The following is a 13,864-nucleotide window of genomic DNA, read 5'->3' as shown; positions in this document are numbered from 1 at the left end:
CTGCGAGGCGACGTCGGTCAGCTCACCGACGGAGGAGGGGTCCAGCGCGCTCAGCCCGCCCAGCTTGGGAGTGTGCGGCAGGGCCGGATCCGCCGCACTCGCGGCGCCGGCGGCACCGACCACGGGAGTCGCGCTCGCCGCTACCAGCAGCGCGGCCCGGGCGATCCGACGCGTGAGAGGGAGGGACATGGTTCTCCTTTGACGGGGGGACAAATGCGGTGAAGCGTCCAGCGATCGGACGCAGTGAATATCGCGTGAGCCGCGCGAAGGTTGCGGTGTCCCAAGGTAAAGAATTGATAATGCGTCGCATTATCCGTTTACGCGCACAACATCCGTCCACAACGGCCGCCCAACGCCCCGTCAACCGCGCTGAGCTGCGGCGATCTATCCCGTTATCGCATGAGCGTGAGGCGTATATCCGACCCGGAACTCTTGTCGGACGTGCGCCAGCCGCCGCCTGAATTCCGTGCGCTCCATACGTGCTTGCCGTAAGAGACCCGTTCGATGCGCAACTCGTCCGAGTGAGCCACCGCCCAATAGGCCAGCTCCCAGCCGCGCTGCTCCGGGCCGCCCCGGGCCGTGTCCGCCACCGGGACCAGCACCTCCCGGGGGACCGCGGCGTGCTTGCCGCCGCCCTGCCCGGCCACGTCCAGCCGCGACCGGGCGTCCGACCCGAACTCCCGCTTCAGCGCCGCCCTCACGCGCGCCGGATCGCCCGCCTTCCCGTCGTCCGGCGGCCCCGGGCAGCTGAAGGCGGCCGCCGAACGCCCGGTGAGGGTGGCGGTCAGCACCACGGCCTCCGTCTCGTGCTTCGCGTAGGCCTGCGGGAAGCCGCTGTACTGCACGCGCTGCGCGGCCACCGTGAGCGGCAGCCGCGAGTAGCCGGGCACCTTCACCAGGTGGTCGTAGAACTTCCCGGCCGCGTACACCGGATCCTGGATCTGCCGCGCCGTACCCCAGCCCTGCGAGGGGCGTTGCTGGAACAGCCCGAGCGAATCCCGGTCGCCGTGGGTGATGTTGCGCAGCCCCGACTCCTGCAGCGCGGTGGCGAGCGCGATCGTGACGGCCCGCTCCGGCAGGCCGCGGGAGGCGGCCACGGCCTCGATCGTGGCGGCGTTCACGGCCTGTTCGGGGTCGAGCGGCACATCGCCGCCCTCCGCCCGCGCGACGCAGCGCGGCGGCCCGCCGCCACCGGTCAGCAGGTGCGCCGATACGTACGCGACGAGCCCCAGCAGGACGGCACACGCGACCGCGGCACGGAGCAGGCGGGGACGGCTGGAGAAGACGGACCGGGGCACGCGGCACACGTTACTGGGTGGCCCGGGGCCCGGTGCCGCACAGGGGCGGGGGGTGGCAAAGCCCACGCTCCGAGTCCGCCGCCGGGCCGCGGGGACGGACGGGCTAGGGTCGCCGGTATGGCACACCCAGCACTCGATCTGTCCCAGGACGCGGCCCGGCTCACCGCCCGGCTCGTCGACTTCCCCTCGGTCAGCGGCGACGAGAAGGCGCTCGCCGACGCCGTCGAGCAGGCCCTGCGCGCCCTGCCGCACCTGACCGTCGACCGGGACGGGGACGCCGTCGTCGCCCGTACGGACCTGGGGCGTGCCGAACGGGTCGTGCTGGCCGGTCACCTGGACACCGTGCCGATCGCCGACAACGTGCCCTCCCGGCTGGACGAGGACGGCACGCTGTGGGGCTGCGGCACCTCCGACATGAAGTCCGGCGTCGCCGTGCAGCTGCGCATCGCCGCGACCGTGCCCGAGCCCAACCGCGACCTCACCTTCGTCTTCTACGACCACGAGGAGGTCGCCGCGGAGCTGAACGGCCTGAAGCGGCTGGCCGAGCACCACCCCGAGTGGCTGGCCGCCGACTTCGCCGTGCTGCTGGAGGGCACCGAGGGCAAGGTCGAGGGCGGCTGCCAGGGCACGCTCCGGGTGCGGGTGACCACGGAAGGGCACCGCTCGCACTCCGCGCGCAGCTGGCTCGGCGAGAACGCCATCCACAAGGCCGCCCCGATCCTGGACCGGCTGTCCGCCTACCAGCCGCGGCAGGTGGACATCGACGGGCTCGTCTACCGCGAGGGGCTGAACGCGGTGGGCATCGAAGGCGGGATCGCGGGCAACGTCATCCCCGACGCCTGCGCCGTGACCGTGAACTTCCGCTTCGCGCCGGACCGTTCGGAGGCCGAGGCGCTCGCCCACGTCCGCGAGGTCTTCGACGGCTTCGAGGTGACCGTCACCGACTCCGCGCCCGGCGCCCTGCCCGGTCTCTCCCACCCGTCGGCCGCCGCCTTCGTGGCGGCGATCGGGGGCGAGGCGGCCCCCAAGTTCGGCTGGACCGACGTCGCCCGCTTCTCGGCGCTCGGCGTGCCCGCCGTCAACTACGGCCCCGGCGACCCCAAGCTGGCCCATACGCGCGAGGAGCACGTGGACACCGCGCTGGTGCTGGAGGCCGAGGAGCGGCTGCGGGTCTGGCTGACCGGCTGAGCCGTCGCGCTGCCGTCCCGAGCGGCCCGGTCGCCGGGTCGAACGCCGTCGTCCGCTTCTTCGCTGATCAGAGAACAGATGAGCGTGGCGCGGATTTCGGACTTTCGCCGCCCGGTGGGCCTACGCTGAACGACAGATCTTTGGCAGATCTTGGCGAAGGGAGCACATCGATGGGCAACGCCGAGGAAGAGCGAGCGCTGCACGAGCAGCGTCTGGGCCCGGTCGTGCGCCGTCGCCACCAGATGCGGCCCGGCACGACCGACCAGCGGCTGCTGGACACCCGGGGAGCCACCGACTGGGTGCACGAGGACCCGTTCCGGGTGCTGCGCATCCAGTCGGAGTTCGTCGAGGGCTTCGGCACGCTGGCCGAGCTGGGACGGGCGGTCAGCGTGTTCGGCTCCGCCCGTACGCCCGAGGGGTCACCGGAGTACGAGGCGGGGGTGAAGATCGGCCGGGCCCTGGCCGAGGCCGGGTTCGGGGTGATCACCGGCGGCGGCCCCGGCGCGATGGAGGCCGCCAACCGCGGCGCGGTCGAGGCGGGCGGCGTCTCCGTCGGCCTCGGCATCGAGCTGCCGTACGAGCAGGGGCTGAATCCGTACGTCGACATCGGGGTGAACTTCCGCTACTTCTTCGTGCGGAAGACGATGTTCGTGAAGTACGCCCAGGGGTTCGTGGTGCTGCCCGGCGGGCTGGGCACCCTCGACGAGTGCTTCGAGGCCCTGACCCTCGTGCAGACGAAGAAGGTGACCCAGTTCCCGATCGTCCTCTTCGGCAGCTCCTACTGGGGCGGTCTCGTCGACTGGCTGGAGAACACGCTCATCGCCCAGGGCAAGGCGTCCCAGCAGGACCTGGAGCTGTTCCACCTCACCGACGACATCGACGAGGTGGTCGACCTGGTGACCAAGGAGTCCGGCTGACGCGGCGCGGGAGCCGCACCGGGTCTCAGGCCAGTCCCCGGCGGGCGACCGCCGGGGGCCGGTGGCCCGCGATGGACGACACCATGTCCAGCACCTGACGGGTCTCGGCCACCTCGTGCACCCGGTAGACCTGGGCGCCCAGCCAGGCGGAGACCGCGGTGGTCGCGAGCGTCCCGATCACCCGCTCCTTCACCGGGCGGTCCAGCGTCTCGCCCACGAAATCCTTGTTGGACAGCGAGACCAGCACCGGCCAGCCGGTCTCCCTCAGCTCCCCGAGCCGCCGGGTGGCCTCCAGCGAGTGGCGGGTGTTCTTCCCGAAGTCATGACCCGGGTCGATCATGATCCCGTCGCGCCGGACGCCCAGCTCCACCGCGCGCTCCGCGAGCCCCAGGGTGACCCGCAGGATGTCCGCCACCACGTCGTCGTAGCCGATCCGGTGCGGCCGGGTGCGCGGTTCGGCCCCGCCCGCGTGCGTACAGACCAGCCCTGCGCCGTAGCGGGCGGCGACCTCGGCGAGCTTCGGGTCGACCCCGCCCCACGCGTCGTTGAGCACGTCCGCGCCCGCCGCGCAGACCGCCTCGCCGACCTCGTGCCGCCAGGTGTCCACGCTGATCACCACGTCCGGATGGCGGCGCCGCACCTCGGCCACGAAGCCGACCGTGCGCCGCGCCTCCTCGGCGGCGCTGACCTCCTCCCCGGGCCCGGCCTTCACCCCGCCGATGTCGATGATCGCCGCGCCGTCCGCGACGGCCTGCTCGACGCGGGTGAGCGCGGGCTCGTCGTGGAAGGTCGCACCCTGGTCGTAGAAGGAGTCCGGAGTCCGGTTGACGATCGCCATGATCACTCGCTCGTTCTCGTCGAACTCGCGTCGGCCCAGCCGCAGCATGCGTACTTCCTCTCAGGTGTCCGGCAGCGACGATAACTGTCAGTGGGGCATGGCACGATCGGGTCAGACAGTTGACGGGGCCGACGTCACGCGTGACGTCACGGCCGAGCCGCCCTAGCCGAGGAGAACGATCACCGTGTTCCTGTTCTTGCTGATCACGCTGGTCGTCGTGGTCGGCGCCGTCACCCTCGCCGTGGTCGGCGGTGGCGACGGCGGCCAGCTCGCCGAGGCGCCGCCCGACCGGCTGGACGACCCGCTGCCGGCCGACCGGCCGCTGGACCGGGAGGACGTCGAGGCGCTGCGGCTGCCGATGACGCTGCGCGGCTACCGGATGGCGGACGTGGACGATGTGCTGGGGCGGCTGGGCGCCGAGCTGGCCGAGCGGGACGCCCGGATCGCCGAGCTGGAGGAGGCCCTGGCGGGCGCGCGGACCCCGGGCTATGCCGACGGCAAGGCCGCCGGGGGCCCGGCCGATTTCGAGGGGAGCGGCTCGTGAGCGGTCAGGGGACGGTCGTCGGAGCGGACGGCCTGGCGCGCTGCCCGTGGGGGCTGGAGGCCGAGTCCATGGCGGACTACCGGGTCTACCACGACACGGAGTGGGGCCGTGCGGTCCGCGGCGACGACGCGCTGTACGAGCGGATCTGCCTGGAGGCGTTCCAGTCCGGGCTGTCCTGGCTGACGATCCTGCGCCGCCGGGAGGGGTTCCGGGCCGCCTTCGCCGACTTCCGGATCAAGGCGGTCGCGGAGTTCACCGAGGCCGACGAGCAGCGGCTGCTCGCCGACCCCGGCATCATCCGCAACCGGGCCAAGATCACGGCCACGATCGGCAACGCGCGGGCGGCGGCGGAGCTGGCCGAGGGCGAGCTGGAGGAGCTGATCTGGTCCTTCGCCCCCGACCCGGCCACCCGCCCGGTCCCGCGCACCTTCGCCGACGTCCCGGCGATCACCCCGGAGTCCACGGCGCTCAGCCGAGAGCTGAAGAAGCGCGGCTTCCGCTTCGTCGGCCCCACCACGGCCTACGCCCTGATGCAGGCCTGCGGCCTGGTCAACGACCACCTGGCCGACTGCCATGTCCGCGACCTCGTCGGGCAGTCGGGATCCGGAGCGTCGCCGCAGGTCAGCGGCCCGTGAACCGCGGCTGCCGCTTCTCGACGAAGGCGTCCACCGCGGCGCGGTGGTCCTCCGAGGAGCCCGCCCGGCGCTGCAGCTCGTCCTCCTTGGTCAGGGAATCGGTGAGGCCGTGCCCGGCCGCGTAGGCGAGCGATTCCTTGATCGCCGCATAGGCGGCGGTCGGGCCCTCGGCCAGCCGCCGGGCGATCGCCGCCGCCTCGGCGGGCAGCTCGGCGGCGGGGACGACCCGGTTGGCGATGCCCAGCTCCAGCGCCTCCGCCGCGCTGACGCCGCGCGGGAAGAGCAGCAGGTCGGCGGCCCGGCCGTGGCCGATCAGGCGCTGCAGGGTCCACGAGACGCCGGAGTCGGCGGTCAGCGCGACGCCCGCGAACGAGGTGTTGAACGAGGCGGTGTCGGCCACGATCCGGTAGTCGGCGGCGAAGGCGAAGCCCGCCCCGGCCCCGGCCGCGACCCCGTTCACGGCCGCGACCACCGGCTTCGGCATCCCGGCGATCGCGGTCACGATCGGGTTGTAGTGCAGCGAGACCGTGCTCATCGTCGAGCCCTCGGCCCGGTCCCCCCGGGCCTGCGCCTCGCGGTCGGCGGCCAGCAGCCCGATGTGCTCCTTGAGGTCCTGCCCGACGCAGAAAGCGCGCCCGGTGCCGGTGAGCAGGACGGCCCGCACCGCCGGATCCTCGGCGGCCTGCAGCAGCGCGTCGCGCAGCGCCACCTTGGTGTCGATGTTGAGCGCGTTCATGGCGTCGGGACGATTCAGGGTGATCGTCGCGAGTCCGTCGGCCTGCTCGTAGAGCACGGTGTCGGTCATGGGCGGCCCTCCCGTGGGCAGATGTTCGGTGGCGGCGGGCGTACGTTATCGCGATCGCCTCCCCGAATTGAGTGGTTTTGGGGGACCGCTCCGCGCGGGGGTTGCCGACCGATGTTGGTCATCGGGTCATGGCATGCGGGATAATGACAGAGAAGCAACGTGTTCGATGCCGGTGACGCCTGGGTTGTCGGCTGCGATGAGCTGGTTTCAGGAAGGGGAACGAGCATGGCGGCCATGAAGCCGCGGACGGGCGACGGCCCGCTCGAGGTGACCAAGGAGGGGCGGGGCATCGTCATGCGCGTTCCGCTCGAAGGCGGCGGTCGGCTCGTCGTGGAGCTGACACCCGACGAGGCCGACGCGCTCGGCGACGCACTGAAGAAGGTTGTCGGCTGAGCCACCGGCCCCACCATCACCCGAGCTCCGCCCCGGCGTCCGGTACGAGGTACCGGACGCCGGGGCGGTGCTGTGTGCGGGCAGTCTTGTCGCGGGGAAGGGCCGGTGCGGCGGGGGAGAGCCGGCCTCTCTCAGCCGCCGCGATTGACGGCGCAGAGCAGGCCGTCCCCGACCGGCAGCAGCGAGGACTGCAGCACGGTGGACTCGCGTACGGTGCGCAGCAGCTCCCGCAGCCGCAGCACCTCGGCGGGCTGGGCGGCGGAGTCCACGGTCCGCCCGTTGGCGAAGACCCCCTCGAAGCAGACCAGGCCGCCCGGCCGCAGCAGCCGCAGCGCCTCCTCCAGGTAGTCCAGGCACTCCAGCCGGTCGCCGTCGCAGAACACCAGGTCGTAGCCGCCGTCGGCGAGCCGGGGCAGGACGTCCAGGGCGCGGCCGGGGATGAAGCGCGCCCGGTTCCCGGCGAAACCGGCGGCCCGGAAGGCCTGCCGGGCGAACTGCTGCATCTCGGGTTCGGTGTCCACGGTGGTCAGCACGCCGTCGGGGCGCATGCCGTGCAGCAGATGGATGCCGGAGACGCCGGTCCCGGTGCCGATCTCGGCGACGGCCTTGGCATCCGCGGCGGCGGCGAGCAGGCGCAGCGCGGCGCCGGTGCCCGCGGACACCGAGCGCAGCCCTGCCTCCCGGGCCCGGTCACGGGCCCAGTGAAGGGCTTCGTCCTCGGCGACGAACGCGTCGGCGAACGCCCAGCTCGTCTGCCGGTTGCCGGTAATGACCCTCTCCTGTCCCCGTAGTTGGCGCAACGGTGACTGTATCCGCTGCGCACGGGAACCCGCAGATGGGACCAGGCGTTGTGGAGAGAAGGGGGGACCGTATGGATCACGACCAAATGCAGGTCAAAAATGCTTATCCGGAGCTAACGGGCGAGGTGGATATGGTAGGGGCTCTACTGGACACCACCAGAGCCGACAGGGGAGGTGCGGCTGCGGCCGGTGACCGGCGAGTGCTGAGGCGCTTTCGCAGGTCAGCGGGCGAGCCGAAATCCGTGACCGACACCGCTGACCGTTCCCGTTCCGCCGACTCCACCACCGCGACCTTTGCCACCACCGCGTCGTTCGGTGCGGAGGGGGATGCTCCGGCGTGGACGCCTCCCACCTGGGAGGAGATCGTCAGCACGCACAGCGCACGGGTCTACCGCCTCGCCTACCGGCTCACCGGTAACCAGCACGACGCCGAGGACCTCACCCAGGAGGTGTTCGTCCGCGTCTTCCGCTCGCTGTCGACGTACACCCCCGGCACGTTCGAGGGCTGGCTGCACCGCATCACCACCAATCTCTTCCTCGACATGGTCCGCCGTCGTCAGCGCATCCGCTTCGACGCCCTCGCCGAGGACGCGGCCGAGCGGCTCCCCAGCCGTGAGCCCTCCCCCCAGCAGCACTTCAACGACACCCACTTCGACGCCGATGTGCAGCAGGCGCTGGACACCCTCGCCCCGGAGTTCCGCGCGGCCGTCGTCCTCTGTGACATCGAGGGCCTGTCGTACGAGGAGATCGCCGCGACGCTCGGCGTCAAGCTGGGCACCGTGCGCAGCCGGATCCACCGTGGCCGCTCGCATCTGCGCAAGGCGCTGCAGCACCGCGCCCCGGCGGGGGCGCGCGCCGAGCAGCAGCGCGAGGTCGCCGCGGTGGTGCCGCGGGTCTCCGGACCGCGGCTGAGTGGGGAGGTCGGGATCGCGTGACCCGATCAGGCGGTCCGTCCCCCGCCGAGCAGCATCTCGGCGACCGCCTTGCGGCTCTGGTCGACGGCGAACTCGGGCATGACGCGCGTGAGCGCGTGCTCGCACACCTGGCGACGTGCTGTAAGTGCAAGGCGGAGGCCGACGCGCAGCGGCGGCTGAAGAGCGTGTTCGCCGAGACGGCGCCCCCGGCGCCGTCCGAAGGCTTCCTGGCGCGCCTGCAGGGCCTCCCGGCCATCGGCGGTGACGACGACGGCCCGGGCAGCGGTTCCCCCTTCGCGGACCCGGGCGTCCTCGGCCTGCGTGGCGCGCGGAGCGTGCGGGAGGACGCCCCGGACGTGCGGGCGTCGGAGCGCAGACGGGAGCAGACGTTCGCGTATCTGCCCGCGGTGGCGCCGGTGGACCCGGTCGCCGCCGCCTCCGCGCACCGGGAGCGCGGCTTCCGGATCCATGAGGTCGAGCGTCCCGGGCCGCGCCGCCGCTTCGCCTTCGCGGCCGCGGGCGCGGTGTCCCTGGCCGCCTTCGCGCTCGGCGCCGCCCTGCCGCTGGAGGCCGCGGTCGACCCCGGCCCCCGGACGGACGGCTCGGACACCACGGTCACCCCGGTCGACGCCGCCACCGTCGGCACCGGCACCCGTGAGCGGACCGGCGGCGAGGTGGGGCTGCTGGCCACCACCGAGACCCGGCCCGCCGGGCTCCCCTCCCCGAGCGCGACCCCCAGCCACCCGCTGCTGAGCCGGCCCTCCGGCGCCGCGGTGAACCCGCTGATACAGCCGGCCCTGTCGGTCAGGGACCTGTTGCGGGCCCCGACCTCCACCCCGGCGGCGCCCGCGCCGACCCAGCTGGAGGGCCCGACCCAGCCGGCGCCGAGCACCCCCTACCTCGGGTTCGGCACGCCCCCGCCCTAGGGGGGTGTCGTGTGGATCATGCCGGGCTCCCGACGCCCGGCACGGCACCTCGCGGACCCGCGCTCGTCGCACGCAGCGCCGCTGCGCTCTCCTCACGCGGGTTGCGAGCTACCGCACCAGACGCCGCTCGCTGATCCGGCCTGACCCACAAGACACCCCCCAAGGCCCCCGCCCTGGCGACCCGGGGATTCTGCGCCATATCGCTCACACGTCCGGTCGTTCCGCTCGTTCCGCGCACGCGGGCCCGGGTGGACTGATTGAATCGCTTCCGGGCAGCCCTGCCCTGTCGGGGGCACCCCCGACGGTGGCCGTGGGCGAGCCGAAGAGTCGCGGTGACGTACGACCCGGGCGGCGCGGTTGGCGTCCGCTTGCGGGAACTTGGGGAGATCATGGACGAGCGGAAGGCCCCCGGGCCCAAGCCGAAGTGGTGGAGCCGTCCGGTCGCACGACCCGGCGACCGGCAGCCGGACGCGGCGGCGGAGACCGGCACGGAGCCATCGGCCGGGACCGCGGCCGAGGCCGTGGCGGAGACGCCGGCCGAGCGGCCACCCGCCGCCGGGGACGCCGAGGCGGCGGACGCGGCCCGCGCGGGCGCCGGGCGGCCGCTGCACGAGCCCGATCCGTACAGCACCCCGCCCTACGGCGGCCCCGGGCCCTGGGCCCCGGCCCCGCCCGTACAGCATCCGGGCACGACCCCGGCGCACGGTACGAACCTGCCGCCCGGCGCCGTCCCGCAGCCCGGGGTTTCGCAGCCCGGGGTTCCGCAGCCCGGGATGGTGACCCCGGCGCACGGCACCCAGCTGCCGCCCGGGGGTCACGGCGCCCCGGTCCCCGCCCAGTGGCAGAGCTATGACCCCTGGACCGTGGCCCGGCCGCCCGCCGAGCGCAAGGTGGTCTCCCGCCGCCGCGCGTTCGTCGCCGTCCTGCTGATCGCGCTGATCGCGGGGTGCCTGGGCGGCGGGATCGGCGCGTACGTCGAGCGGGACCGGGCCTCCGGGGGTGTCGACGTGAAGCTTCCGCAGGCCCCGCTGGAGAAGGGCACCCGGGACCCGGACAGCATCGCGGGCATCGCCTCCAGCGCGCTGCCGGGCGTGGTGACCATTCATGTCAGCGGCAGTTCCGAGGAGGGCACCGGCACCGGCTTCGTCCTCGACAAGCAGGGCCACATCCTCACCAACAACCACGTCGTGGCGCCCGCCGGTTCCGACGGCGACATATCGGTGACCTTCAACGGTGGCCAGACCGCCCGCGCCGAGCTGGTCGGCCGGGACGCCGGGTACGACCTGGCGGTCATCCGGGTCGAGGGCGTCTCCGGGCTGAGCCCGCTGGCGCTGGGCAACTCCGACTCCGTCCGGGTCGGCGACCCGGTGGTGGCGATCGGCGCCCCGTTCGACCTGGCGGGCACGGTCACCTCCGGGATCATCAGCGCCAAGGAGCGTCCGATCACCGCGGGCGGCGAGAAGGAGGACGGCAGCGACATCTCCTATGTCGACGCGCTGCAGACCGACGCCCCGATCAACCCGGGCAACTCCGGCGGCCCGCTGGTCGACGGCAAGGCGCGGGTCATCGGGATCAACAGCGCCATCCGGGCCGCCGACGACGGCGCCGAGCTGGGCGGTCAGGGCGGCTCCATCGGCCTGGGCTTCGCGATCCCGATCAACCAGGGCAAGCGGGTCGCCGAGGAGCTGATCAACACCGGCAAGGCCACCCACCCGGTGATCGGCGTCACGCTCAACATGGAGTACACGGGCGACGGTGCCCGGGTGAACGGCAAGGGCGCCGACGGCCCGCCGGTCACCCCGGACGGCCCGGGCGACAAGGCGGGGATCAAGGCCGGTGATGTGATCACCGAGGTGGACGGCGTCCGGGTGCACAGCGGCCAGGAGCTGATCGTCAAGATCCGCAGCCACCGCCCCGGCGACCGGCTCCGGCTGACCGTCAAGCGGGACGGCGACGAGCGCACCGTGGAGCTGACGCTGGGCTCGGCGAGCAGCGAGGGCTAGAGGGCTCTGACGCCCGATGTTGGCCCGGGCGTCTCCCGCGCCGGCCCTGCCGACAGGTACGGTGTTGAGTGGCCCACTCAGGGTTTCGGACGTCTTCTAGGAGCTGCAAGGTGTTGGACATAGGACCTCTCGAGCTTGTCGCGCTCGTTGTCCTTGCGGTGCTCATCTTCGGCCCGGAAAAGCTTCCGAAGGTCATCCGGGACGTGTCGCAGTTCATCCGCAAGGTCCGGGAGTTCTCCGACAGCGCCAAGGAGGACATCCGCTCCGAGCTGGGGCCCGAGTTCAAGGACTTCGAGTTCGAGGACCTGAACCCCAAGACGTTCGTGCGCAAGCACGTGCTCGACAACGACGAGCTGGGCCTCAAGGAAATCCAGAACGGTTTCGACCTCCGCAAGGAGATGGCCGAGGTCGCCGACTCCGTGAACGGCCGGGAGAGTGACGTCCCACACGGCTCTTCAGGGGGCTCCGGCACCACCCCGCCGTCCCTGTCCAAGGGCGACTCCGGCACCCCTGACCTGCTGCGCAAGCGCGATGACCAGCCTCGTGAGGACCGTCCGCCTTTCGACTCCGACGCCACTTGATCCCCCCGTATGCCCGGGCTGGTTGACCCGTATGGCTATCCTCCCTTTGTCCGGGGTGAGGTCGCCCGAAGGGGGGCGGGCCGCCCACGACGAAGGGCAACGAGGAGGCTCCGCGCACATGGGCACGACGAGTCGGCTAGGGGTGCATGGGGTGGACGGTTCGGTACGGGGGATGCCCGCTGAGGCTCGGCGGAGCGTCGACGGCTACCTGATGGCAGCCTTCCCCTGGTACGGCCTTGACGAGGCGTTCACCGGGCCGCGCTGGCTCATGCAGGTGGGCGCGGCCGCCGATGGCCGGGTGGAGTACGGCTCGACCGGGCACGGCGAGGAGCCGTCGCTGCGTGTCGAGACCGATATGGACCAGCAGCGCTTCACGGTGGTGGTGACGGTCGGCGGCCGCCCCGTACGGGACAGCGCGGACGGCACGGGCAAGCTGGAGGCCACCTCGGTCTCCTCGGCCGCCTGGCTGGCGGGCTCGGGCCTGCTGTCATGCACCTGGCCGACCCGCATGGAGCGGGGGCTGCGCCAGGACTGGCTGGACCAGCAGACCGCGATCGCCTGGGAGCTGGCGGACGCCCTGGACGGCGAGGAGTGGTCCCAGCTGTCGCTGCCGGTGGACGGCGTGCCGACCGACTTCCACTACCGCGAGTCCGAGTACGGCTGGGTGCTGGCCGGCTCGGCGGGCGAGAGCGTGCACATCGGGGCGTACGGGCGCGGGATGAGCGCCTACGGCCTGGGTTTCTCGGTGATCAAGGACATCACCGGCTACGACGCGTAGACAGGGCACAGGGGCGGCCCCGCGAGGCCGCCCCTGCCGCATCCGTCTCAGAACTTGTTGCGCGGCGTGACGCCCAGCGACATGCCCGCCAGGCCCCGCTGCCGTCCGCCGATCTTGCCGGCGATCGAGCGCAGCGCGCTGCCCGCGGGGGAGTCGGGATCGGACAGCACGACCGGCTTGCCCTCGTCGCCGCCCTCGCGCAGCCGTACGTCGATGGGGATGGAGCCCAGCACCGGCACCGTCGTCCCGGTGGTCCGGGACAGCCCCTCGGCGACCTTCTGCCCGCCGCCGGTGCCGAAGACGTCGACCATCTCGTCGCAGTGCGGGCAGGGCAGCCCGGACATGTTCTCCACCACGCCGACGATCTTCTGATGGGTCTGGACGGCGATCGAGCCCGCCCGCTCGGCCACCTCGGCGGCGGCCTGCTGCGGCGTCGTCACCACCAGGATCTCGGCGCCCGGCACCAGCTGGGCGACGGAGATCGCGATGTCGCCGGTGCCCGGCGGGAGGTCCAGCAGCAGGACGTCGAGATCGCCCCAGTAGACGTCGGCCAGGAACTGCTGGAGGGCGCGGTGCAGCATCGGCCCGCGCCACACCACCGGGGTGTTGCCCGGGGTGAACATCCCGATCGAGATCACCTTCACGCCGTTCGCCGACGGCGGCATGATCATGTCCTCGACCTGGGTCGGCTTTCCGTCGGCGCCGAGCATGCGCGGCACCGAGTGGCCGTAGATGTCGGCGTCCACGACGCCGACCTTGAGCCCGTCGTCGGCCATCGCGGCGGCCAGGTTGACCGTCACCGACGACTTGCCGACGCCGCCCTTGCCGGAGGCCACCGCGTACACCCGGGTCAGCGAGCCGGGCTGGGCGAAGGGCACCTCGCGCTCGGCCTGGCCGCCGCGCAGCGAGGCGGCCAGCTCGCGCCGCTGCTCGTCGCTCATGACGTCCAGCTCGACGGTGACGCCGGTCACCCCGGCGACCTGGTGGACCGCCTCCCGTACCCGGCTGGTGATCGTCTCCCGCATCGGGCAGCCGGAGACCGTGAGGTACACCACCACCGCGACCGTGCCGTCCGACGCGATCTCGACGGATTTGACCATGCCGAGGTCGGTGATCGGCTTGTGGATCTCCGGGTCGTTGACCGTGGCGAGCGCGGCGCGCACCGCGTCTTCGCTCGGTGCCGGGACAGTGTCGGTAGCCATACGAAAGATGGTACGGCGCCGCGGGTGTGCGCCGGAAAGCCC

General features: G+C 72.6%; 15 protein-coding genes and 1 pseudogene. 10 read left to right on the top strand and 6 right to left on the bottom strand.

Going from position 1 to position 13,864, the window contains the following annotated elements; genetic code table 11:
* Window positions 1–189: pseudogene (locus ABZ562_RS13550) on the bottom strand (ATP-binding protein); the annotation flags it as partial.
* 203 nt (window positions 190–392) lie between these two features.
* Window positions 393–1,307, bottom strand: coding sequence for a hypothetical protein (locus ABZ562_RS13545; protein ID WP_361477641.1), 915 nt, complete (start codon window positions 1,305–1,307; stop codon window positions 393–395).
* Window positions 1,308–1,415: 108 nt separating this feature from the next.
* On the opposite strand from ABZ562_RS13545, the gene dapE reads away from it, so the two are divergent.
* Together dapE and ABZ562_RS13535 are read left to right on the top strand one after the other, a co-directional pair.
* Window positions 1,416–2,486 (top strand): succinyl-diaminopimelate desuccinylase, encoded by a 1,071-nt coding sequence (gene dapE, locus ABZ562_RS13540; RefSeq protein ID WP_361477638.1) that lies wholly within the window; start codon window positions 1,416–1,418, stop codon window positions 2,484–2,486.
* Window positions 2,487–2,656: 170 nt separating this feature from the next.
* Window positions 2,657–3,403 (top strand): TIGR00730 family Rossman fold protein, encoded by a 747-nt coding sequence (locus ABZ562_RS13535; protein WP_361477635.1) that lies wholly within the window; start codon window positions 2,657–2,659, stop codon window positions 3,401–3,403.
* A gap of 25 nt (window positions 3,404–3,428) precedes the next feature.
* On the opposite strand, the gene folP is transcribed toward ABZ562_RS13535, so the two are convergent.
* Window positions 3,429–4,289: a dihydropteroate synthase gene (gene folP, locus ABZ562_RS13530; protein WP_361477632.1), complete on the bottom strand. Its 861-nt coding sequence runs from the start codon at window positions 4,287–4,289 to the stop codon at window positions 3,429–3,431.
* A gap of 136 nt (window positions 4,290–4,425) precedes the next feature.
* On the opposite strand from folP, the gene ABZ562_RS13525 reads away from it, so the two are divergent.
* Both ABZ562_RS13525 and ABZ562_RS13520 read left to right on the top strand, forming a co-directional pair.
* Window positions 4,426–4,785, top strand: a complete 360-nt coding sequence (locus tag ABZ562_RS13525) for a DivIVA domain-containing protein (protein ID WP_361477630.1) — start codon at window positions 4,426–4,428, stop codon at window positions 4,783–4,785.
* Window positions 4,782–5,420 carry a DNA-3-methyladenine glycosylase I gene (locus ABZ562_RS13520; protein ID WP_361477627.1) on the top strand — a complete coding sequence of 213 codons (639 nt, stop codon included), beginning with the start codon at window positions 4,782–4,784 and terminating at the stop codon, window positions 5,418–5,420. Before ABZ562_RS13525 ends, ABZ562_RS13520 begins: the two co-directional genes overlap by 4 nt.
* Here ABZ562_RS13520 and ABZ562_RS13515 read toward each other — a convergent pair.
* Window positions 5,407–6,225, bottom strand: a complete 819-nt coding sequence (locus ABZ562_RS13515) for an enoyl-CoA hydratase-related protein (protein ID WP_361477624.1) — start codon at window positions 6,223–6,225, stop codon at window positions 5,407–5,409. The genes ABZ562_RS13520 and ABZ562_RS13515 overlap by 14 nt on opposite strands.
* Before the next feature lie 225 nt (window positions 6,226–6,450).
* On the opposite strand from ABZ562_RS13515, the gene ABZ562_RS13510 reads away from it, so the two are divergent.
* Window positions 6,451–6,618, top strand: coding sequence for a DUF3117 domain-containing protein (locus tag ABZ562_RS13510; protein WP_003966491.1), 168 nt, complete (start codon window positions 6,451–6,453; stop codon window positions 6,616–6,618).
* Between the two features lie 131 nt (window positions 6,619–6,749).
* On the opposite strand, the gene ABZ562_RS13505 is transcribed toward ABZ562_RS13510, so the two are convergent.
* Entirely contained in the window at window positions 6,750–7,418 is a 669-nt protein-coding gene (locus ABZ562_RS13505; protein WP_055548063.1) for an O-methyltransferase, read from the bottom strand.
* Window positions 7,419–7,549: 131 nt separating this feature from the next.
* Between ABZ562_RS13505 and sigE the strand changes: the two genes are divergently transcribed.
* From sigE to ABZ562_RS13480, 5 genes are all read left to right on the top strand, one after another.
* Window positions 7,550–8,353 (top strand): RNA polymerase sigma factor SigE, encoded by an 804-nt coding sequence (gene sigE / locus ABZ562_RS13500; protein ID WP_361477622.1) that lies wholly within the window; start codon window positions 7,550–7,552, stop codon window positions 8,351–8,353.
* The gene (locus ABZ562_RS13495; RefSeq protein ID WP_361477619.1) at window positions 8,350–9,258 is read left to right on the top strand and encodes a zf-HC2 domain-containing protein; all 909 of its coding nucleotides are present in this window, start codon (window positions 8,350–8,352) and stop codon (window positions 9,256–9,258) included. Before sigE ends, ABZ562_RS13495 begins: the two co-directional genes overlap by 4 nt.
* A 389-nt stretch (window positions 9,259–9,647) precedes the next feature.
* The gene (locus tag ABZ562_RS13490; RefSeq protein WP_361477616.1) at window positions 9,648–11,261 is read left to right on the top strand and encodes a trypsin-like peptidase domain-containing protein; all 1,614 of its coding nucleotides are present in this window, start codon (window positions 9,648–9,650) and stop codon (window positions 11,259–11,261) included.
* A gap of 110 nt (window positions 11,262–11,371) precedes the next feature.
* Complete coding sequence (locus ABZ562_RS13485; RefSeq protein WP_361477613.1) at window positions 11,372–11,842, top strand: sec-independent translocase; 471 nt, start codon at window positions 11,372–11,374, stop codon at window positions 11,840–11,842.
* Window positions 11,843–12,014: 172 nt separating this feature from the next.
* Window positions 12,015–12,620, top strand: coding sequence for a hypothetical protein (locus ABZ562_RS13480; protein ID WP_361477610.1), 606 nt, complete (start codon window positions 12,015–12,017; stop codon window positions 12,618–12,620).
* A 47-nt stretch (window positions 12,621–12,667) separates the two neighbouring features.
* Here ABZ562_RS13480 and ABZ562_RS13475 read toward each other — a convergent pair whose 3' ends face one another.
* Window positions 12,668–13,822, bottom strand: coding sequence for an Mrp/NBP35 family ATP-binding protein (locus tag ABZ562_RS13475; protein WP_361477607.1), 1,155 nt, complete (start codon window positions 13,820–13,822; stop codon window positions 12,668–12,670).
* Window positions 13,823–13,864 lie beyond the last annotated feature (42 nt).

It is taken from the genome of Streptomyces sp. NPDC019937 (genome assembly GCF_040631655.1).
In the GTDB taxonomy this organism is placed as follows: Bacteria; Actinomycetota; Actinomycetes; order Streptomycetales; family Streptomycetaceae; genus Streptomyces.
Note: the sequence above shows the minus strand (reverse complement) of the source record. Positions and strands in the feature narration are given on the sequence as shown.

Coding starts and splice junctions, on each gene's coding strand:
- folP (WP_361477632.1), bottom strand. CDS start 4,289: ATGCTGCGGCTGGGCCGACGCGAGTTCGACGAGAACGAGCGAGTGATC.
- sigE (WP_361477622.1), top strand. CDS start 7,550: ATGGTAGGGGCTCTACTGGACACCACCAGAGCCGACAGGGGAGGTGCG.
- ABZ562_RS13510 (WP_003966491.1), top strand. CDS start 6,451: ATGGCGGCCATGAAGCCGCGGACGGGCGACGGCCCGCTCGAGGTGACC.
- ABZ562_RS13475 (WP_361477607.1), bottom strand. CDS start 13,822: ATGGCTACCGACACTGTCCCGGCACCGAGCGAAGACGCGGTGCGCGCC.
- dapE (WP_361477638.1), top strand. CDS start 1,416: ATGGCACACCCAGCACTCGATCTGTCCCAGGACGCGGCCCGGCTCACC.
- ABZ562_RS13515 (WP_361477624.1), bottom strand. CDS start 6,225: ATGACCGACACCGTGCTCTACGAGCAGGCCGACGGACTCGCGACGATC.
- ABZ562_RS13480 (WP_361477610.1), top strand. CDS start 12,015: ATGCCCGCTGAGGCTCGGCGGAGCGTCGACGGCTACCTGATGGCAGCC.
- ABZ562_RS13535 (WP_361477635.1), top strand. CDS start 2,657: ATGGGCAACGCCGAGGAAGAGCGAGCGCTGCACGAGCAGCGTCTGGGC.
- ABZ562_RS13490 (WP_361477616.1), top strand. CDS start 9,648: ATGGACGAGCGGAAGGCCCCCGGGCCCAAGCCGAAGTGGTGGAGCCGT.